The sequence below is a fragment of the Streptomyces sp. 5K101 genome (assembly GCF_046506645.1).
Classification (GTDB): Bacteria; Actinomycetota; Actinomycetes; order Streptomycetales; family Streptomycetaceae; genus Streptomyces.
On sequence record NZ_JBKFFO010000001.1, the window covers coordinates 656429 to 675110 of the forward strand.

General features: G+C 67.1%; 15 protein-coding genes, 1 tRNA gene and 1 pseudogene. 10 read left to right on the plus strand and 7 right to left on the minus strand.

Annotated features, from left to right (window positions below; all coding sequences use genetic code 11):
- Window positions 1-177: 177 nt before the first annotated feature.
- Window positions 178-831: a hypothetical protein gene (locus tag ACLB9X_RS02920; protein ID WP_410358580.1), complete on the plus strand. Its 654-nt coding sequence runs from the start codon at window positions 178-180 to the stop codon at window positions 829-831.
- 216 nt (window positions 832-1047) lie between these two features.
- Window positions 1048-2031, plus strand: coding sequence for a hypothetical protein (locus ACLB9X_RS02925; RefSeq protein WP_410358581.1), 984 nt, complete (start codon window positions 1048-1050; stop codon window positions 2029-2031).
- On the opposite strand, the gene ACLB9X_RS02930 is transcribed toward ACLB9X_RS02925, so the two are convergent.
- Entirely contained in the window at window positions 1977-3248 is a 1272-nt protein-coding gene (locus ACLB9X_RS02930; protein ID WP_410358582.1) for an FAD-dependent oxidoreductase, read from the minus strand. The genes ACLB9X_RS02925 and ACLB9X_RS02930 overlap by 55 nt on opposite strands.
- A gap of 103 nt (window positions 3249-3351) precedes the next feature.
- Here ACLB9X_RS02930 and ACLB9X_RS02935 point away from each other — a divergent pair, with 103 nt between their 5' ends.
- From ACLB9X_RS02935 to ACLB9X_RS02945, 3 genes are all read left to right on the plus strand, one after another.
- A complete protein-coding gene (locus ACLB9X_RS02935) occupies window positions 3352-4581 on the plus strand; it encodes a cytochrome P450 family protein (protein ID WP_410358583.1) in 1230 nt (409 codons plus the stop codon).
- A 129-nt stretch (window positions 4582-4710) separates the two neighbouring features.
- Window positions 4711-6981, plus strand: coding sequence for an NB-ARC domain-containing protein (locus ACLB9X_RS02940; protein ID WP_410358584.1), 2271 nt, complete (start codon window positions 4711-4713; stop codon window positions 6979-6981).
- 159 nt (window positions 6982-7140) lie between these two features.
- On the plus strand, window positions 7141-7410 hold the full coding sequence (locus ACLB9X_RS02945) for a hypothetical protein (RefSeq protein WP_410358585.1): 270 nt from the start codon (window positions 7141-7143) through the stop codon (window positions 7408-7410).
- A gap of 137 nt (window positions 7411-7547) precedes the next feature.
- Here ACLB9X_RS02945 and ACLB9X_RS02950 read toward each other — a convergent pair whose 3' ends face one another.
- Window positions 7548-8870 carry a phosphatase PAP2 family protein gene (locus ACLB9X_RS02950; protein ID WP_410358586.1) on the minus strand — a complete coding sequence of 441 codons (1323 nt, stop codon included), beginning with the start codon at window positions 8868-8870 and terminating at the stop codon, window positions 7548-7550.
- Window positions 8871-9312: 442 nt separating this feature from the next.
- Entirely contained in the window at window positions 9313-10374 is a 1062-nt protein-coding gene (locus ACLB9X_RS02955; RefSeq protein WP_410358587.1) for an HNH endonuclease, read from the minus strand.
- A 185-nt stretch (window positions 10375-10559) separates the two neighbouring features.
- On the opposite strand from ACLB9X_RS02955, the gene ACLB9X_RS02960 reads away from it, so the two are divergent.
- Complete coding sequence (locus ACLB9X_RS02960) at window positions 10560-11153, plus strand: hypothetical protein (protein ID WP_410358588.1); 594 nt, start codon at window positions 10560-10562, stop codon at window positions 11151-11153.
- Between the two features lie 235 nt (window positions 11154-11388).
- Window positions 11389-12444, plus strand: a complete 1056-nt coding sequence (locus ACLB9X_RS02965) for a hypothetical protein (RefSeq protein ID WP_410358589.1) — start codon at window positions 11389-11391, stop codon at window positions 12442-12444.
- Between the two features lie 114 nt (window positions 12445-12558).
- On the opposite strand, the gene ACLB9X_RS02970 is transcribed toward ACLB9X_RS02965, so the two are convergent.
- Window positions 12559-13500 (minus strand): hypothetical protein, encoded by a 942-nt coding sequence (locus tag ACLB9X_RS02970; RefSeq protein WP_410358590.1) that lies wholly within the window; start codon window positions 13498-13500, stop codon window positions 12559-12561.
- A gap of 467 nt (window positions 13501-13967) precedes the next feature.
- Window positions 13968-14156, minus strand: a pseudogene (locus ACLB9X_RS02975) (hypothetical protein); the annotation flags it as partial.
- A 78-nt stretch (window positions 14157-14234) separates the two neighbouring features.
- Here ACLB9X_RS02975 and ACLB9X_RS02980 point away from each other — a divergent pair.
- A complete protein-coding gene (locus tag ACLB9X_RS02980; RefSeq protein WP_410358591.1) occupies window positions 14235-15446 on the plus strand; it encodes a Shedu anti-phage system protein SduA domain-containing protein in 1212 nt (403 codons plus the stop codon).
- On the plus strand, window positions 15443-15766 hold the full coding sequence (locus ACLB9X_RS02985; RefSeq protein ID WP_410358592.1) for a hypothetical protein: 324 nt from the start codon (window positions 15443-15445) through the stop codon (window positions 15764-15766). Before ACLB9X_RS02980 ends, ACLB9X_RS02985 begins: the two co-directional genes overlap by 4 nt.
- Window positions 15767-15968: 202 nt before the next feature.
- Here the strand turns inward: ACLB9X_RS02985 and ACLB9X_RS02990 are convergent.
- A tRNA-OTHER gene (locus ACLB9X_RS02990) sits at window positions 15969-16038 on the minus strand.
- A gap of 244 nt (window positions 16039-16282) precedes the next feature.
- Here ACLB9X_RS02990 and ACLB9X_RS02995 point away from each other — a divergent pair.
- On the plus strand, window positions 16283-16957 hold the full coding sequence (locus ACLB9X_RS02995; RefSeq protein ID WP_410358593.1) for a hypothetical protein: 675 nt from the start codon (window positions 16283-16285) through the stop codon (window positions 16955-16957).
- A 647-nt stretch (window positions 16958-17604) separates the two neighbouring features.
- On the opposite strand, the gene ACLB9X_RS03000 is transcribed toward ACLB9X_RS02995, so the two are convergent.
- A complete protein-coding gene (locus ACLB9X_RS03000) occupies window positions 17605-18150 on the minus strand; it encodes a hypothetical protein (protein ID WP_410358594.1) in 546 nt (181 codons plus the stop codon).
- Window positions 18151-18682 lie beyond the last annotated feature (532 nt).

The window sequence follows — 18682 nt, forward strand, 5'->3', positions numbered from 1 at the left end:
ACTGTGCGGTCCGGGCCCGGCTGTGTCGTCCACGGGGACGACGTGCGGCTCCACCACGCATGTGATGCGCTGGATGGAGTGGACGATCGAGGTACGACCCCGGCCCGTTCGTCGGCGGGCCTTTCCCCCACAGGCGGTCTCGCGCAGGAGCCGAGACGGCTGCGACAAGGAGGAGCCATGTCCGGCACCACCAAATCGGCACGGCACCTGAGCGGCCTGCGGAACGCTCGCTACGGCGAGGTCCTTCTCATCTCGCCCGACGAGAACGGCGGTCTCACGGCAGCCGTCTACAACACCTTCGGTCTCAACGACTGTCCGCCACAGCGCTGGAACGCGCTCGATCCCCGGGCGCTGGCCGAGCAGTTCGACGTGCCGATGGTGTTCCTCAACGGGCCCCGCTTCTGGACGATCGACGAGGTCACGGCCTTCGCGTGGGGGGACACGGCGATGTTCGACGGCCTGGAGGCCCGCCGTGTGGCCGAAGTCCGCATCCCCGCAGAGATCGACGTCACCGGGGCGACGGCCAGGAAGTTCTACGTCGACTCCACGGTGAAACGGGACACCGAGTACGTCCTGTCCGGCGGCAAACCGGTGTACGCGCTGCTCGCCCCGGGCGAGCGCACCTATGTCCTGCAGGCGTACTCCCACACCGTGGACGACAGCCAGACGCTGGACTCCCTGGCCACGCTCGGCCGGCGCCTGCACCTCCCGGAAGGCTGGCGGTACCGGGTCCACACCCCTGAAGAGGACCTTGTCGTGCGGACCGTCGCGGGAGAGGCCCACGTCGTGCAGGACGAACTGGAGAACACCTACATGCTCCTCGCCCGGTGAGCCGTGGCCCTTGCGTCACCGCGCGGGCCCCTCCATCCGGCCCGCCGCCCTGCGACCGCGGCCCGGGCCGCGCGACGTGGCGCCGTGCGCGGCGAGTTGCGGACGCGCAGCCCGCACCGGTCCCCGGGGCGCCCGGCGTCACAGCCACGTCACCCGGTAAAGTGGCGGCCTTCGGCCGGCGGAAGCCGTACGGAGTCCCCGAAGGCCGGGCACCCCATGCATCTCGCCGACCGTCCCGCAGGCCGCCGCCTCAGCGCCGCCCTGGACGACCTCGCCGTCACCTTCCGCGGCATGACCGCGCGCCCGGACGAGAGCAACTGCACCTGTCACTGGGGCAGTCCGGAGGAGCTCGCCCTTCTGAGGACTCCGGACGTGGAACTGGATCCGGACCTCCTGCGCCATACCTGGCAGGCCGTCGACTGGACCGATCACGCGGCTGTACTGCGCCGCATCCTGCCGCAGTTCGCCCCGGTCCTGGTCGCCGGTCACGCGGAACCCGTGTTCGGGCTGGAAGAAGCCGGGTACTCCTTCGCCCGCGGCCGCTGCTGGCAGGAGTGGCCCGACGACCACGCCGGTCCGGTACGCGAGTTCCTGCATGCGTGGCTGGCGCACAGCGTCACCGATCCGGAGGCGGTCGTCCCGGCGCACGAGGTCTTCGCGGCGTGTGCCGAGGCATCCGGAACGGTCGGCCCCTGGCTTGCCGTATGGGAGGCGCAGACCGGGGCTCTCAGCGACCGACGTCTCGCGGAGGCGGCGGCGGAATGGGAGTACGAACTGCTGGGAGACCATCTGCCGTGGAGCGTCCGCTGGTACGAGCACGACGAGGAGGAGATGCGCGCCGAACTGGTCGCCTGGCTCCTCGGCCACGCTGCGACCGGCTCCGCGCGGCGGACGCGTCGACGGATCTGCAGCACCGGATACGGCTGCTCGGCCTCACCGGCGACGACCGCTGGACGGATCCGCACTGGCCCGGCCACGGCTACTGACGAGCGGCGGCCCGGCCGCAGGGTGACCCGGAGCCGGCTCAGCGCGTCACCGCCCGGCCCAGTGCGCCGCCGCCCGGCCCAGCGCGTCACCGCCCGGCCCAGCGCGTCACCGCCCGGCTCAGTGCGCCGCACCAGGTTCAGGGCGTGGCCGCGCCCCGGTCACAGCGCCCGCCGCACGGACGCCGCCGGGGGCCGTTCGCGCAGGGCCCCGTAGGCCAGGAAGTACGCGGGCACCCGGTTCAGCCAGTGCGAGGTGGTGACCAGCTCGGCCAGGCGCCCCGCGCGCCGGGGATCGCCGAAGGGGGGCCGGCCCAGCAGCACCGGTTCGATGACGTGGGTGTGGGCGAAGCGCTGCAGGCCCTGGGTGGCGACCGTGGTCGGCCGGCGGCGGCGCTGGACGCGGCGTACGGCCGCCGGCAGGCCGGCCGCGCCGTCACGCAGCGGTCCGACGAGGTGACGGGCAGCGGCCACGGCGTCCTGCACGGCGAGGTTGATGCCGATGCCGAAGACCGGCGACATGGCGTGCGCCGCGTCGCCGATGCACAGCAGCCCCGGCCGGTGCCAGCGCCGCAGCCGGTCGAGCCGTACGTCGAGCAACTTCACCTCGTCCCACGACGCGAGGGAGGGCACCCGGTCCCCGATCCACGGCACGGCAGCCGCGTACGCGTCCCTGAACCGGTCGAGGCCGGCCGCGCGGAGCCGTGCGTCGCTGCCCTTGGGGATCAGCCCGGCGCACTGCCAGTAGTCCCCGCGGTCGATCATGGCGCAGAGGAACCCGTCACCGACGCCCCCCACCAGCCCGGCCGGGTCGCCGCCGCGTCGCGGTAGCCGGAACCACCAGGCGTCCATCGGGCAGCGGAACCTCCGCAGCCCCAGGTCGGGCAGCGAGCGGGCCAGCGAGCCGCGCCCGTCGCAGGCCACCGTGAGGGTGGCCCGCAGCTCGCCGGTGCGGCCGTCGGGCGTGCGGTAGGACACCCCGGTCACCCGTCCCCGTTCGACGAGGAAGGAGGTCGCCTCGGTGCTCATGCGCAGGGAGAAGCCCGGCTCCCGCCGGGCCTCGTCGGCAAGAAGGTCGAGCAGGTCCCACTGCGGCACCAGTGCGATGTAGTTGTACGGGCCCCGCAGTGCGCCGATGTTTCCTACGGTGACCAGCGAGCGATCGCGGCCGAGAGGCAGCTGGATCGTGGTGACCCGGCGTTGCGGCAGCCGGGCGAACCGCTCGCCGAGGCCGAGGTCCTCCAGGAGCGCGAGGGTGGTCGGATGCACGGTGTCGCCGCGGAAGTCGCGCAGGAAGTCGCCGTGCTTCTCCAGGACGGTCACGTCCACCCCGGCCCGGGCCAGGAGCAGGGCGAGGACCATGCCGGCGGGGCCGCCGCCCACCACGCAGCAGGTGGTCCGCTCGCCCGTCTCCCCGGCGTTCTCCGCGTCCATCACGGCTTCCCTTCACTGGCTCCGCATATCGGTCCATCGTGGGTATACACCATCAAGTCACAGCAAACTGCCACATATGGTCGTAACGTGCCCAGGAGGCATGATGAGCCAGCAGCCGGTCCTTCTCCCCTACGCCGACCCGGCCTTCGTGGCGGACCCCTTCCCGCTCTACCGGCGGCTGCGCGAGGACGGCCCGGTCCGGCGGGCCGTCCTCGCAGGCGGCCTGGACGCCTGGCTGGTCACTCGCTACGAGGACGGGCTGGCCGCCCTGTCCGACCCGAGGCTGAGCAGCGACATCCGTGACGCCTCGGACCCGCGCCTCATGGAGCAGCTGCCCCAGTTCGAGCGTGAGTCGATGATGAGCAACATGCTGCGCTCCGACCCGCCCGACCACACCCGGCTGCGCCGCCTGGTCTCGAAGGCGTTCACCGCACGCAGGGTCGCCGAGCTGGAGCCCCGCATCCAGGAGATCGCCGACCGGCTGCTCGACGCGGTCGTGCCGACCGGCCGGGCCGAACTCGTCGCGGACTTCGCGCTGCCCCTCCCGGTCACCGTGATCAGCGAGATGCTCGGCGTGCCGGTGGACGAGCGGTACGACTTCCAGCGGTGGACCGACGAGATGCTCGCGCGCGGGGAGAGGATGCCGGACCCGGCCGTCGTGAACGGGGCCTGGCAGCGGATGCGTGCGTACGTGACGAAGCTCCTCGATGCCAAGCGCTCCCGGCCCGGTGACGATCTCCTCAGCGCGCTGATCAGCGCCCGCGACGAGGGGCAGCGGCTGAACGAGGACGAGCTGATCGCCATGACGTTCCTGCTGCTCGCGGCCGGGTACATCACGACGGTCAACCTGATCGGCGGCGGCATCGCCACACTCCTCGCCCACCCCGACCAGCTGGCGCTGCTGCGGGACGATCCCGGGCTGCTGCCGGACGCGATCGAGGAGTTCCTCCGCTACGACGGGCCGGTCAGCCCGGGCATTGCCCGGTTCGCACGCGAGGACGTCGAGATCGCGGGCGTGACCATTCCGCGCGGCGCGACCGTACTGATCGCGTCCGCGATCGCGGACCGCGACCCGGCACGGTTCCCCGACCCCGACCGGCTGGACGTCACCCGGGGTGACAACGGCCATCTGGCGTTCGGGCACGGCATCCACTACTGCCTGGGCGCGCCGCTCGCCCGGCTGGAGGGCCGCATCGCCATCGGCACGGCGCTGCGCCGCCTTCCGGACCTGGCCCTGGCCGTGCCCCCGACCGACCTGCCATGGCGCCTCGGCGGCCTGCGCGGCCCGACGCGACTCCCGGTCATGTTCACCCCGGGCCCCGGGACGGGCTGACCGCCGCCCCCTCCGGGCCCGGCCGGCCCTCGGTACGTAAGTCGCCTGTTCCGTCAGGCAAGTTGGTCGGCTTAAGCTGCTACTGATCGGCGGGCATCATCGGGCCATGCCGACCTCGGGGGGATGTTCATGGCGGAGCAGGTCAGTTCACGTCGCAGCACGATTCTGCTGGCCGGAACGGCTTTCAGCGCCGCTGCCCTGAGCACGACCGGCGACCTCATCTTCAACGTCTTCGGCAGCGGGGTGACGGCCAAGGTCGTGTCCGTCGGCGCCACCGTCGTGACGGGCGGAATCGTCGCCTATCAGGCCGTCAGGGCTCGGCAGGAGGAGTCCGTACGCACGGTGACGTCGGGCTTCACCCGGCGGCATGAACTGCCCAGGGTGGAGCCCCTGGTGGGGCGCGAGGCGCTCGTGGACGGACTGCTGACGTTGCTCAGGGACGTGCCCCCTCCGACCGGTGGATCGCTGCCGGTGGACGTCACCGAGAGCCAAGCGAAGATCGTCGTCGTGTACGGCGCGGCGGGCGTGGGCAAGACCATTCTCGCCCTCACCGCGGCACACCGGGCACAGGACGCGTATCCCGACGGCCAGCTCTACGTCAATCTGCAGGGCGACGGCGACATGCCGAAGACGAGCAGTGAGGCGCTGGAGCACCTCCTGCTCAGCCTCGATGTCGCGCGCGACGACCTTCCGGCCGACGTCGACGGCCGGGCCGCCCGCCTCCGCAGTCTCACCAACGACCAGCGGCTGCTGATCGTGCTGGACAACGCGCACAGCACCGAACAGGTACGACCGCTCCTGCCGGTGGGTGCGGGCTGCTCGGTCCTGATCACCAGCCGCAAGCCGCTCACCGCCGGTGCCACCGCGCGTCAGCCCGTCCTGGTTTCCCTGCCGGACGAAAGTGAGGCGCTGGACGTGCTGGCCCACTACGCCGGCCGCGAGCGCATCACCGCTGATCCGGCAGTCGCCCTGCAGATCACCCGCTTCTGCGGCAGACTTCCGCTGGCCCTGCGCATCGTCGGTTCGAAACTGGCCCAACGGCCCGACCTGAGCCTGAGCGACATGCAGGAACGGCTGGAGAACGAGAGTCTCCTGATGAGGGAACTCGTCTACGACGGCGAGAGCCTGCAGGCATGCCTGATGCTCACCTACCGGGATCTCGTGGAGTCGACGCGGACCACGCTCGGACTGATCGCCTCACTGCCGGCCGGCCGACTCACCGACTGGCACTTCGCGCGCGTGGCCACCACCCCCGGGGCGTCCATCGCAGCGTGCGACGAGCTGATCGAGGTCAGTCTGATGGAGGCACAGGGGGGCGACGAGGCGGGTGCCGGTTATCGCCTCCATGACCTGGTCCGGGTCTTCGCCGCCGAAGGGTACGAGCTGCTGCCGCCGGAGGAACGGCGCCCGCACGAGGCCCGCTTGGTGAAGGGGTACCGCGACGCCGTGGTGCACCTGGCCGCACAGCGTGCACCGGAGCTGGCAGCCGAGGTGTCCGCCGCGGACATCGGCGATCTGGGCCGGTCTTCGGCCGCTGACTGGGTGTCGGCCGAGCAGGACCGGCTCCGCTGGGCCATCGGCCGCGCCAGAAGCCTCGACATGCACGCCGAGGCGGCCGAGATAGGGGAGGCGCTGTCGTACTTCCTCGACGACATCAACCTTCCCGCCGGCTCTGCGGACTGGTGGTTCGATGCGCCGCCGTCCGAGACCCGGCCGCGCGTGCTCGCGGGCCTGCGGCGTGCCCGCGCTTCGGCGGCCGTGGCCGAGGGGTCACCGGACACCGCGCTGACGCTCCTTCTGCACAACGAACCCGACGACAGTGCCACCCCGGCAGTCCGAGCCAGGGACGAGATGGTCGTCGCCCGTGCGTACGCGGCGAAGAGGGACTTCCATGAAGCCCTGGACCACATGACCGCGGCTGCCGACCAGCTGCGTGCCGCCGATGACGTGTGGCACGTCCTCAACTCGCTGGAGAAACTGGGCGAGTTCCAGAGGTGGCGAGGCAATCCCGAACTGGCGGAGCGGAGCCAGCGGGAGGCACTTCGACTGGCCGAAGGCGGCGACCTCAGAGCCCGGGCCCGGCTGCGGCGGACCCTGGCGGAGACCCTCGGATATCTGCGCCGCCCGGAGGAGGCGGCACCCCTGCTGGAAGCCGCCGTCCATGACTTCCGAGTGCTCAACGACCGCAGGTGGAAGGTGCCAGCCTCTACGCCCTCGGCAAGATCTACCGCCTGCTCGGCCGGCGTGAGGACGCCCGGGAGCGTTACGACCGGGCCGAGGAGATCTTCGGGCCGATGGGCGAACGCCACTGGGTCGGTCGCGTCACCAACGCCCGGATCCGCGTCCTGGCCGGCATGGGACGCCTCGACGAGGCCGCCGACACGGCCAGAGCCGCGCTGAACATCTTCGAGCAGGTCGGCGACGAGATCTGGCAGGCCCACACCGAGCGGGACATCGGCTGGCTCCACCTCAGGGCCGACCGGCCGGGGGGACGCCCTCGAACCGCTGACGCACGCCGTCGACGTGACCGGGCGAGCCGGAGACGCGTACGCCGGAGCCATGGCCAGGCACCTCCGCGGCGTCGCGTACCGGGAGCTCGGCCGGTACCCGGAGGCACACGCCGACCTCGAGGCAGCCCTCGACACCTACCGGTCCGGCTCCTACGAATGGAACGAGGCGGCTGTCACCCACGACGTGGTCCCCACGCTCCGCGCGGAGGGCAGGACGGCGGAGGCCGACAGCCTGACGGAGACCACTGCCGCCGCCAACCCGATCTTCGTCCGCATGCACGGACGCGACGGCGCCAAGGCCGTCCCTGACGAGGACTGACAGCACCAGCCGGGTACCCGGTGGCCGGCGCCGCGCCTGACGCTCCACATGCCGCCCCCGGTCCGGCGCGGTCCGTCTGCGCTGCCCGGTCACCCGCCTTGTCAGACACGGATCGGGCACGATGCCCTGTCTGGTCCTCAGCTCCAGCCGGCCCGCTCGGCGGCGGCCGCGCGTGACTCGACCGGTTCGGGCTGCGGTTCGCGTCGCGGTTCCGGCAGATGCGCCGACACGGCCTGACGGTCCCACAACCTGGTGGTCCGTACGTAGCCGTAGACCACTGAGGCCGTCGCCAGGACGAGCAACGGCCCGAACACCCAGGGATGTTCGGCCATCTCCACCGGCAGATAGCGATACGACACCAGGAGCGCGGCGAAGACCGCGGTGCCGTGGACGACCAGTTGGATTCCCGGCCGGTCCCAGCCGCGGTCGAGCGCGCGCAGCGCCGTCTCGATCGTGAGCGTGAAGACCACACCGGCGATGATGTCCGCGCCGTAGTGGTAGCCGAAGCCCAGCGTCGCGCCGAGCGTGGCGATCAGCCAGAACGCGCCCAGGAAGCGCAAAGCCCACGGGCCCTTGAGGGAGTGGATGAAGATCGCGGTAGCCCACGCCGTGTGCAGACTTGGCATGCAATTGCGCGGGGTGATCCCGTCGAAGGGCATCGGTTGCGGGGTGCCGACCGGTGGCGGCGTGTCCGGCCACAGGTCGGCCATCGCCCAGTGTCCCCCGTCGGCACCGTAGGCGAAGATCGGTCCGACCACCGGGAAGATCATGTAGATGCCCGGTCCGAGGAGGCCGATGACCAGGAACGTGCGCACCAGGTGGTGGCCCGGGAAGCGGCGCTCGACCGCCACGTTGCGCAGCTGGTACAGCGCGACGACGACCGCGCCCACCGCGAGCTGGATGTAGACCCAGTCGAGAACGTGGGCGCCGACCGAGCCGGTCGCCGCGACGATCCGGCCCGCTACCCACGACGGGTCGCCCAACGCGTGATCGGCGGTTGCCACGTACTGGTCGAGCACCGTCGGACGCGTCTTCGACGTGATCAGCAGCCAGGTGTAGCCGGCCTTGCGGCCGGCCACCAGCAGCAGGGCCAGTCCGACACCCTTCAGCAGCAGGACGCGGTCCCGGCCGGTGCGGCGCGTGACGGCGATGACGGCGCAGGCCAGAGTCACCCACAACGCGCCGTTGCCGTACATCATCTTGCCGCCGACGGCCCACCGCACAAGCCAGAAGACGACGTCGATGCCGATCGCGGCGCCGACCGCGATGAACCGCTGCCGCCAGGTGAGCACCACCAGCGTCAACGCCATGCTGACGTACAGCACCGTCCCCGATTTGGGCGCGAATACCACCTCGCGCGCCTGGTCGGTGATCGGCCCCCGCTCGCCGTACCGACGCGCGGCGATCTCCAGTGCAATGAGGAATGCGAGGCCTACCGCACTCACCGCGCCCCACAGCATGACGCGTGGTTGACGCCATGCAGCCCACCGAGGGCTGCCGCCTCGCCGCGAAGACCCTCGCGTCAGTGTGGATATCAATTTTTCAACCGATTTGTGATATTTCAGCGTGATCGTTTATGAGCTCGAACATGCTAGCGGAAAAAGTGGGTTTCGCTGATTGTTTCTCCCACGCCGATCGGCTCCCCCTGTGCCGCGGCACGACCACCACATCGCCCCCGCCGGTCGCCAATGAGCGGCCGCCGTACACGTCGAAGGCCCCCAGCCGTGATCGGCTGGGGGCCTTTTCGCTGGTGGGCGCGGACGGTTTCGAACCGCCGACATCTGCTTTGTAAGTTCGCCCGATGGCCGCTGAGCACCTTGGCGGCCCCGGCGACGGCTGCCGCCCACAGTCCACCGGGACTGCCTCTGTGCGCCGACGTTGATGTCAGCGGTGGATGTCAGATCACGGCTTCGGCATCTGCTCGTCAGCCGCCCGACGCGGTCGTCCAATGGCTTCCGCGGCACGCCTGTCAGCTGCGTGCTTTCGCTCAATGGAGACCCGCAGCTCCGCAGGGGTCGGCCATGGCGCACGCCGGTGGACCATACGGTGGCAATTGGCACATATGAGGGCGAGATCGCTGAGCTTGGTCCGCCCCTCGCCTGCTTCGTGCAACGGCACCACGTGATGGCACTCGATGTAGCCAGCACCGCGGTCGCCGTAGACCTCCTCGAAGTCGAACCCACACGCCTCGCACGCCAGCCGCCCACCGCGCTGAATCACAGAAGCGATCTTCTTCTTCCGCAGGCTCTTGTTCCGCTCGCGGGCCTGGTGCCGCCGCATGAGCAGCCGCCCCTCAGGAGCGCTGTAGTCGTCGAACTCCTCGTCCTCCGTCGGCGCAAGGCCCTGCAACTCGCCGGCCGCGATGCCCTGGCGAATGAGCCGAGCGACCCCGGTCATCTCGTCAGGCCGGTCGAGAAACTCGTTCAGCACCGCAACGTCGAGGGCGCCGCCGTTGGTGGGCTTGCCCTGGTAGTCCGGATGCCGGGTGGCGATGTCGAACGTCTTGCGCGCCACCCCGTTGGGGTTGCGGAACTTCTCGTTGCGCTCAGCCTCGGCGTGGATGGGAAGCAGCTGGAGCAGCCCCGACAGCTCGACCACCCTTGCGTCCTGAGCGTCCAGCCCCTTCCAGTCGTTCTCCATCACGAGCTGGCAGGCAAGGATGATCTCGTCTCGGGCCCAGTCGGGGTTCTTGACAGCCTTCACCTGGAAACCAGCCCGCTTCAGCCACGCCGCGGCGTGCTCCTTGCCGCCACTAAACTCGTCAGCCCTGAGGACTCGCCCCTGATCCCACTGGTGCGCCACGCCTGCTATGGCCTTGGAGTCGTACTCCCGCCCGTCGTGCACCACAACGTACGAGCGAGCCTCGCCGAATCCATACTTGGCCAGGAACGCATCCCGCCCCAACTCGTCGTACTCCGCGATGGCCTTGAGCACGGATCCCTGTGTGATCGCTCCTCTGCGCATGGCGGCAGCGTACGGCCCACCAATGACACCCACCTGCCGCTCCACGCACCCGAAGGCTGGGCTCCGGGGCACCGTGCGCCCCGCCGTGCGACGGATGCCCTCTTGCGCGGCTCGCACACAGCCTGCACGGTTTCGTTGAATGCTGCTCGGCACTCAGGTGCCATAAGGGGGAAGGGCGGTAGGCCATGGCAACCGTGACAGGGTGGGCCGAGAAGACCTTCGGCGATGCCGCCGGCCCGTTGGCCGACCTGATTCCGGCCAGCTTGGTTCGAGCCCATGCCCGAGCCCGTAACGGCCACGAGGGAGTGCAGACCCAGACCCTGGAGGCATACGGACACGGCCTGTACGCCGCACAGTACGAGGAACTGGAAGTGGGCCTCGCCTCACTCCCCACGGCCACCTCTGTGCGCTTACAGGGACGAACGCTCATGATCCTTCGCGACCATGTGATCTATCCGTTCTGCTACGCGAAGAAAGACGTCCCCGTCACGGCAGCACGACTGCGACGCACCAAGGGCTTCCGAGCCGACCTGATACGACGGCATGGCCCCGAGCCCATGCAACAGGCCTTCGACCTCGGCCTCAACGAGTTGGACGAGCAAGAACCCCATCCCGACCTCGCTCTGCTGTCAGAGGACGTCAAGCTCGTGCTCGTGGCCTACGCCTGCTCCATGACTCAAGGCGTCATGCGCATCGAATGGGGCTCCGCCGAACTGCGCCGCGAGGACCGCTACCTCATCTGGCACCACCACGAGCCACTTCACCCACCGCCGCGGTGAGAAACACTCCATCTCCCCTGACTGCCGCCCCTGGGTGCGAACCAGGGGGTGAGGGCCGCTGACCTGCGCGTTCCCGGGTCACCTTGGTAGTCGACTTGCCACCCCTGATCGCCGTCGGTCACAACTAAGCACCCTCGCACGATCTCCTCCTGCTGCACAACACGCGGGAGCCGACAGGGCAGCGGCATACGGAACTCGATGGCGAGATAGGTGTTCGGGCTCATAGCATTAACGGGTGACCGGCAACCTCGATGGTGATCTACCATTCCTCCGCCACTGGCTGGAGGGGGTCCAGGCACACCCGCTACGTTGGTACTTCGAATCTCGTAGACCGAACCTGCACCCGAGTGTTGTCTTCGCTTGGTGGCGCAACCCTATCCTTAGGGCAGTTGAGGAGACACTGGCGATCCTCGAAGCCGCTCAACCCGACGGTCTCGGAGCGAAGCGTCGAGAGTTCCGAGCGTTCAGGGACCAGAGCGGTGTGGGCATGGATCAGTTCATGACGCACCGCGCCGAGTTGACGGTGGCATCCCACCTTGCCGAGAGCGGCATTCCGTTCCGGTTCAACGGCGGCGAGGGGCCGGACATTCTCCTGGGCTCCGGGGAACAGGACTTCGGCATCGAGGTGAGTTCACGACGGCCGAAGAGCCTTCGGAGCCTGACTCAGGAACTGAGCACGGGACTTCGAGCGAGGGGCCTGCCGTCGGCAGTGAGCTATTCGACTAACCCGATTCCTCCGGTATTGATCCGCGACAAAGTCCGTAAGGAGATCCTTGAGGCCTTCCTACCTACGGACGGAACCCCGGGCGTCACATCGATGCGGGTGATGGCTTCGCCAGCGCGGCCTGACGACGGGATACCCGCCTCCTGGGTGACAATTGAGGTCAGTTCTCGGGGCGGCTACGGACGGATGTCGGCCCCGCACAACAGTCCGCACATGATCGCGATGGCCCAAGAGGTGGCACGCAACGTGTTGCGGGAGAAACGTAAGGTGCGGCAGTCGAAGCTACTGCCTTCCGTGCTGATCGTCGACCTCAGCGACACCGACCTTCCCGACCTCCGATGCTGGCCGGAGGTCTTCAGTAAAATGTGGGAGGAGACGGACCAGTTCTTGGCGCTCGCTGCGATGACGATGATCACCCGGAGTCGCGAGCCTAAGCTGAGCTTCTCTCTCAATCCATTCATTGACCGCAAGCTGGTCGAAGAGTTCGTTGAATTGGTTGCTCCCTGTGCTGCGTTCGGAAGCCTCTCCGATCGGCTGCAAGGCAGACGGCTGTCTCGGTGGGCTTGAGGTGGGCGCGAATCTGGAGGAGATGCCCTCCGCAACACGCTTCGGGTCTACTCGGCCAGGCCCGGGGCCCGCTCGCCCGGGCGTCTAGTAATGCTACTGCCGGCCTGCACCTTTCTACTGCGCGTGGGCGATCCCGATGGCCCTGTACAGGAACGCCACCCGCTCGTCCTCCATTTCCTGGAGCCCGTCGTTCGTATCCACTCCGAAGAACTCCCCGAATACGCGTACGACGGTCTCAACGGCGCCCATGGCTACCATCACCGCTGCCATGACCGTGGCCGCCTCTCCTACTAGACCGTTGCCCCCAGCCAAGTCCTTGGCGCGGCCTATCATCCACGGGCGGTTGTGCGCCGCGCCGGAGGTCAGTCGGTACGGAGCCGGGAGCCAGGTGGGCAAGGCCTGAGCCGCGCGTTCGGTGATGTTGATATCGATGGTCGCGGACTCGCTATCGATGCTGTAGCCGATCAGCTTGCCGTTCCTGTTGTGCCGTTCAGTGGCCTGGCACTTCCGCAAGCAGTCCTGAACATAGGCCAACATATCGGCGGCCTTCGCCTGGTCCTCGGGGCCCAAGGCCTGGGCCAGCTTTTGGCTATGGGTGGCATCGGTCATCCATATTCCGGCAAGGCGGGCGAGACGCCTGTTCAGGGGGATGGCCGGATCGAAGAGGTATTCGGAAAAGAGTACGCCCTCCATGACTACACGGCTGAGGGTGAGCGGCGACCACACTGGGGGCGGCTGGATGAGGATGTCGTGCTCCAAGGCGCGCACGTGATCGAGCGCGTTGTCCTTCGTGAGGTTCGCCGTTTCCAGGAGCAGGCCGTGAAGGCTGCGGCGTTCACTACGGAGCGGTTCACCGAGCGCGTCGATCTCTGCGCTCTCCCGGCGGAACAGTGAGGTGGTGTCCTGTTCGAATGCCTCCAGATCCTTCACGCGCAGGGCGTCGTCCGCAATCTCACGAAACCGTGTCAGGATCGCAGCGGCTTCCTGGGCGAGCTCCTGAGTGATCGGCACCGTGAAGAGGCGTATGGCCTCGCCCTCAGGCATGACGTCATTCATGCGCAGAACGGTACGCAGGCGGCACGTCTGGGCGCACCCGTTTTACCGACGGCGTCCTTAGTTTGGAGCAGCAGACACTCAGACTCACTGAACGGGTGCAGACGCTCGGCCTCACCGGGCTCGCCCCCCTTCTGACCACCCTCAGCTCATGGTCGCTTCCGGCGTCTCCGCCTGGACGATCAACAAATGGCTGATCGAACCTGCGACACCCGCTTTAGGAGTTCGATTAGAGCCCGGTGTGATTGCGGACCCCTGTGCGCATGGGCGCCGTATATGGATGTCGGCAGCCACCGCGGTCCCTGGTCGTTGATGTCAATGTTGGATGTCAGCGGAACAGTTCCGGCACCGGGCAGACCTGCAACGGCTCTCCCGGTCGGTCGGCCTAGCGTCACCGGACATGCCGACCGACACACATCCACAGCGATCGACAGGTCGGCGAAAGTGCACTCGCGACAGTCCGCTTGGATCCGTGTGTCCTCGAAGAGGTCCAGATCGACGGCGTGCTCCCCAACAGCCTCCCGTAGGTGGGTAAGTGCCAGAGCACGGCGACGGTTCTCCAATGCCTCACGCAGCGCGGTGTTCACCGTCTCCGTCTCGGTACTTGTGCCAAGGGCCCTCGGCTGCGTCCGCGACCGCGCGCAAGGATGCGGCACCATCCGCTCGGCCCTGTCGCCAGGGATCAGCCGAAACTCCCGCCAAGCGTGGTTGTCAGTCCCCGGCCCTAGGGTGCCCACGTGACGACATTTCGATCCGGCTTCACACTCTGGCAGATGGTCCGGACGGCACGCGAGCTCACCGCGGATGAGCGCGTCCAGGAGCGCGTCGACACGGTGCTGCACATCATGGGCGGCCTCGGTGGGACGTACGGCAAGGGCAGGTCCTTGGTGGATGCCTTGGAGGATGTAGCCCAAGAGGCAATTCTTCACGAAGACTTCGCGCTCGCTCAGCGCTTTCAGCGCTTCGCCGCCTATGCCGGAGGCGACCTGTTTCTTGAAATCCTGGAGAACTACTACGACGGCGAAGCCCGGCAGCGCAGCGAGGAACACATGCGGAGGATGACTGCCATGGGTGCTGACAGGGCGGTCGCCGCCCTGGACGTTCTGTGCCGCGACCGACCCGACGCGACCGCAGCAGATGCTCGTGACCTCTTCCGCGGCATTGCCCGGTCCGCCGACTATCTGAGCCTTGGGGACGGCGAGGGTGGGATCCGGCTTTCAACCCGGGAGGCGAGGCGACTCCAGCAGTACGGGCACATGGAGATAGTCCTCCGCAACCTGCCTCGGCCCGCCTCCGCCGAGGCCGCACGGATGATGAACGACGTCCTGGCCGATGTCGACGCAGGCATGCTGGCACAGTTGCTCGAACTGAGGGCCAGACAGACCGGCCTGGCGGCCTTGCGTACCGTGGTGGAGGACCCGGACAGTCCCGAGAGCGCCCTCCATGCCTGTCTGAAGAACCAGGAATGGATCTTCGGCGGGGCTTACGTGGCCGAGCTGGCACGCCGGCAGTACACCCCGGAAACCATCCTCGACATCCCACTCCTGCGCGGCGACGGCTCGCTGCACGTGGTGGAGCTCAAGCGCGCCAACATCAAGGACCTGGTCACACGACGCTCCGGCCACCTCATGCTGGGTGCCGCGGCGCACCGCGCGGTCTCCCAGGCGCAGAACTACCTCCGGGCCATGGACGAGAACCGTCCGAGCATCCTGGCCGAGCACGGGGTCGACACTCGCCGGGCCTCGGCGACGGTCGTGATCGGACACCCGCAGTACGTGACCGGGGGCGTGACCTCTCGGGAGATCGCGGAGACGCTGCGCACCTACAACGCGCACCAGACACGCATAGAAGTGATCACTTACGAGGTCCTGCTGAATTCAGCCTCCCGCATGCTGGCCCTGTCATCGGCACGACAGGACGTTGACCCGGACGAGGGGCCTGCCGCATGACTGACGCGCCGACCGCGATCGAACCGCTCCTGGCCCGCCTGTGCGGCGGTGAGATCACCGACAAGGACTACGTCGGATACTTCATGAATGAGCACGGAGAGGAACTCGTGTTCGCCCAGCGCCGGGGCGAGAAGACCGCCCGGCTCTGGCATAGCGACGCGGACTGGGAGATGTTCCTTGTCGGTGACCGCTCGATTCGGCTCGGCGGCCCGATGGACGGGATGATCACTGTCGCTGGCCTGATCGTCAACCGCGAGGAGGCGACATGGTTGTCCTCCTGTCTTGCCGCCTCCCGCCACCTGCGGCAGGGGCGCGCCTGACCACCTCCTGTTCGATTCCCAGCCGGTGGCAACGTGCTCTCGTACCCGTCTTCCCCCATCCACCCATGAGCTGCGCCCGCTGAGCCACCCAGAGCTCCGATTTGAGATGTTGCGGGAGGCGGGCACGGGTGCGCTGCGTTCGATCATCACTCCCGCTGATGTCAAAGGCCCCGGACCGTGATCGGTCCGGGGCCTTTGTGGCTGGTGCCCCCGGCAGGATTCGAACCTGCGTACACGGCTCCGGAGGCCGTTTCGCTCCTCAACAAGATGGCTGGTCAGGGCTTCGCTTGAGCGAGCATCGCCCATCCACGGGTAGTCCACAGGACTCAATGCCGCTTCGGCGCCTGCGACCTCTGATCGTGTTAGGAGCTCCCGGGATCTGCCGCGTAATCGGATCGTTGCAGATATGGGCGGGTGTGAGAGTGAGCCGTTCGCTGGCGGTCCAGGTGCTAATTATGCCGGCCAAATGGAGCAACACAGCAGACGACGACTCTGATCTCAGCAGAGAGTAGAAGTGTGAACGGTACGGATGAGAGGGTGACGGAGTCTCGAAGAGCGCGATTCGATAGTGTGCACAAGTGGGCTGCCACACTAGCCGCCGTTGTCGCGCTTGCTTTCTCGATCTACAACTTCGCTGAACTCCAACAGAAGCCCAGAATCGATCTGACCCTTCCTCACCTGTTGCGTATTGGGGAGGTGGATAATGGAATCGCATTCGAGATTCAGCCGACGGTGTCCACCAGATTTAAGACCCAGGATGTCGAGGTGATTCGTGATGCACATCTGCAACTGACCCCAGTCGGCTCGCTTTCATCTTTAAGGAAGCCGATTTTCTACTGGCATGAAAGCGGAACGTATGTATACGATCCCACTTCAGACCAGATCAACTATCACTGGGCCAGCGATCCTGCCCCATTCATTGTTAGTCAGGACAAACCTCAGCAACCCACACTCAATTTCTGGGCCGATAATTGGACCTTCCAGCCCGGCCGGTATGAGGGATCGCTTCAGTTGAGTCGGTCAGAGAATCGCAGTCCATTGATCAAGAAATTCTGCCTGATCGTTTCAAAGAAATCCGCCGATGAATTCCACGGTGCAGGGCCACGACAGATCTTCTTTTTTCGCGATGACCTGCCTAAGTTCCGCTCCTCTGTCAAATCTCCAAACTGCTATCGGAGGGAAACAGATTAAGAGTTCTACCAGTCAGTAGTTCTCCGGGCCTGCTATGGGGTGCCCGGCCTTTAGCCCCTGGATGCGAACTATCGGCGGGACGGTTGCTGAGGTCTGTGGAGCTGGCCGATCGGTCCTTCAAGGGCGTTGAAGGGCGGCTGCGGTCACCGTGGTTGCTGTACTCCGCTGCTGTACAGCACGGGGACTACTGCATGTGAGCTGGTGCGGTACACGGCTTCCCACCGTGCGGGCCGCGTCGGCCTCCCAGCATCCGCTTGTCACACGGACGCCGATCTCTAGTCAATCAATCATTGACAACTCTGTGATCACTACTGAACCTCGTCGAAGCGGTCACCAGCAACGCTCGGCCGCAGGTAGGCGGTCTAGCACTGGATAATATTTTCTTGGTCGCCGGGGCGACTGTCAGGGCTAGGCATTATTAACGCATCGGTGCAGCATTCGCAGACCAAATGAGGGGGACGTACCACCGATGCCCAACACCCGCTATGCACGAGCTGCGCATCTAGCACGCGCATGCAACGCGAGGATCGCCATCCAGCTCGGCTTTCTCGTGCTCTGCTCGCAGTTCGTTGACGCAGAACAGATGACGGCTATCTCAGGGATCCTTCTGCTGTTGCACCAGGCTTCCGCGGAGAGATCAGAAGCATCTAGGAATCCTGCTCCACCTCCTGCACAATCTCCTCCGGAAGATGCGATTCGAGCTGCATCCAACGGAATGCAAGAGTGAGATTCTCAATGTGATCCTCGAGCCGGTCCTGCGCATCCACTATGCACCCGAGTCGCCTCTTGCGCCGACGGTTCATGTGTGCCTTTTCCGCCTCGCCTTGACCGCCGACCAGCCGAATGAACCGCTGCTCTGCCGCCTGCCGACTACTCATAGCCATAGCGTCGGCTATCTCTCGAAAGGGAATACCCCGACGTCGCGCCTCGCGAAGTAGCCGCTCCTCTGAAGACTCAACAAGGACCTTTAGCTCGCTAACCATAGTCAGTCCATCGAGCAGGTCCTGACGGGTTCTTCGTATTCCGCTTGACGGATACGCCATAACGGCAAGGAAGATCGCCACGTCGATCATAAAGTGGCGGGCCTCCTGAAACGCATCAGAGTGCCGCTTGGCTAGCCGGATGCAGGCGTGAACTGCCTTGTAAGGTAACCAGGTATACCGATCCGGCATTTTCTGATCTTTGCGAGGCATGGGCCAAAGTTTAGACGCTGCCCGTTCGTCGCACGCCGGATCGACTCAAGGGCGGTGGAGCGGCTTTGGCCGGTGTCCTGCCTGGTTCGGGGCCGAGCATGATCAGGGGGCCTTACGCTGGCCCGCGAATCGGGCAGCCCTTGGCCTGCCCGCTGATGTGCCCGATTGGCCCCCTGGTCTTGCTCGGCGCGGGTCCCGGACCGGGGAGGTGGCTAAAGCCGTGGAACCGACCGCCCCAGCCCCGTGCCGGCCGATTTCTCTGCATCTGCTCGCGCCGCGCGCGTCCGGCGGCCGGGCGGAGCGGGGCGGAGACAGGAGCGTCGCCCGGCGCCAAGCCGGGCGCGCGGCGAGCGGAGCGAGCCCTTGATGACGTAGGGAAACTTTGTCCGCGGGAACGTCAGGCAGGTGTGTCCGGTCCCGGGAGATGCTTGACACTTCGGTCCCAGCTGATGGTTGACAGTGGCCGTGATCGGCTTTTCTGTGCGCGTCGTTGCGGCGTGTGTGGGGAGGCCGGGATTGGCGCTGGTGGAGT

Bases quoted from the DNA above. Each gene is read 5' to 3' on its own strand.
- ACLB9X_RS02920 (WP_410358580.1), top strand. From the start codon at position 178: ATGTCCGGCACCACCAAATCGGCACGGCACCTGAGCGGCCTGCGGAAC.
- ACLB9X_RS02925 (WP_410358581.1), top strand. From the start codon at position 1,048: ATGCATCTCGCCGACCGTCCCGCAGGCCGCCGCCTCAGCGCCGCCCTG.
- ACLB9X_RS02930 (WP_410358582.1), bottom strand. From the start codon at position 3,248: ATGGACGCGGAGAACGCCGGGGAGACGGGCGAGCGGACCACCTGCTGC.
- ACLB9X_RS02935 (WP_410358583.1), top strand. From the start codon at position 3,352: ATGAGCCAGCAGCCGGTCCTTCTCCCCTACGCCGACCCGGCCTTCGTG.
- ACLB9X_RS02940 (WP_410358584.1), top strand. From the start codon at position 4,711: ATGGCGGAGCAGGTCAGTTCACGTCGCAGCACGATTCTGCTGGCCGGA.
- ACLB9X_RS02945 (WP_410358585.1), top strand. From the start codon at position 7,141: ATGGCCAGGCACCTCCGCGGCGTCGCGTACCGGGAGCTCGGCCGGTAC.
- ACLB9X_RS02950 (WP_410358586.1), bottom strand. From the start codon at position 8,870: ATGCTGTGGGGCGCGGTGAGTGCGGTAGGCCTCGCATTCCTCATTGCA.
- ACLB9X_RS02955 (WP_410358587.1), bottom strand. From the start codon at position 10,374: ATGCGCAGAGGAGCGATCACACAGGGATCCGTGCTCAAGGCCATCGCG.
- ACLB9X_RS02960 (WP_410358588.1), top strand. From the start codon at position 10,560: ATGGCAACCGTGACAGGGTGGGCCGAGAAGACCTTCGGCGATGCCGCC.
- ACLB9X_RS02970 (WP_410358590.1), bottom strand. From the start codon at position 13,500: ATGAATGACGTCATGCCTGAGGGCGAGGCCATACGCCTCTTCACGGTG.
- ACLB9X_RS02985 (WP_410358592.1), top strand. From the start codon at position 15,443: ATGACTGACGCGCCGACCGCGATCGAACCGCTCCTGGCCCGCCTGTGC.
- ACLB9X_RS03000 (WP_410358594.1), bottom strand. From the start codon at position 18,150: ATGCCTCGCAAAGATCAGAAAATGCCGGATCGGTATACCTGGTTACCT.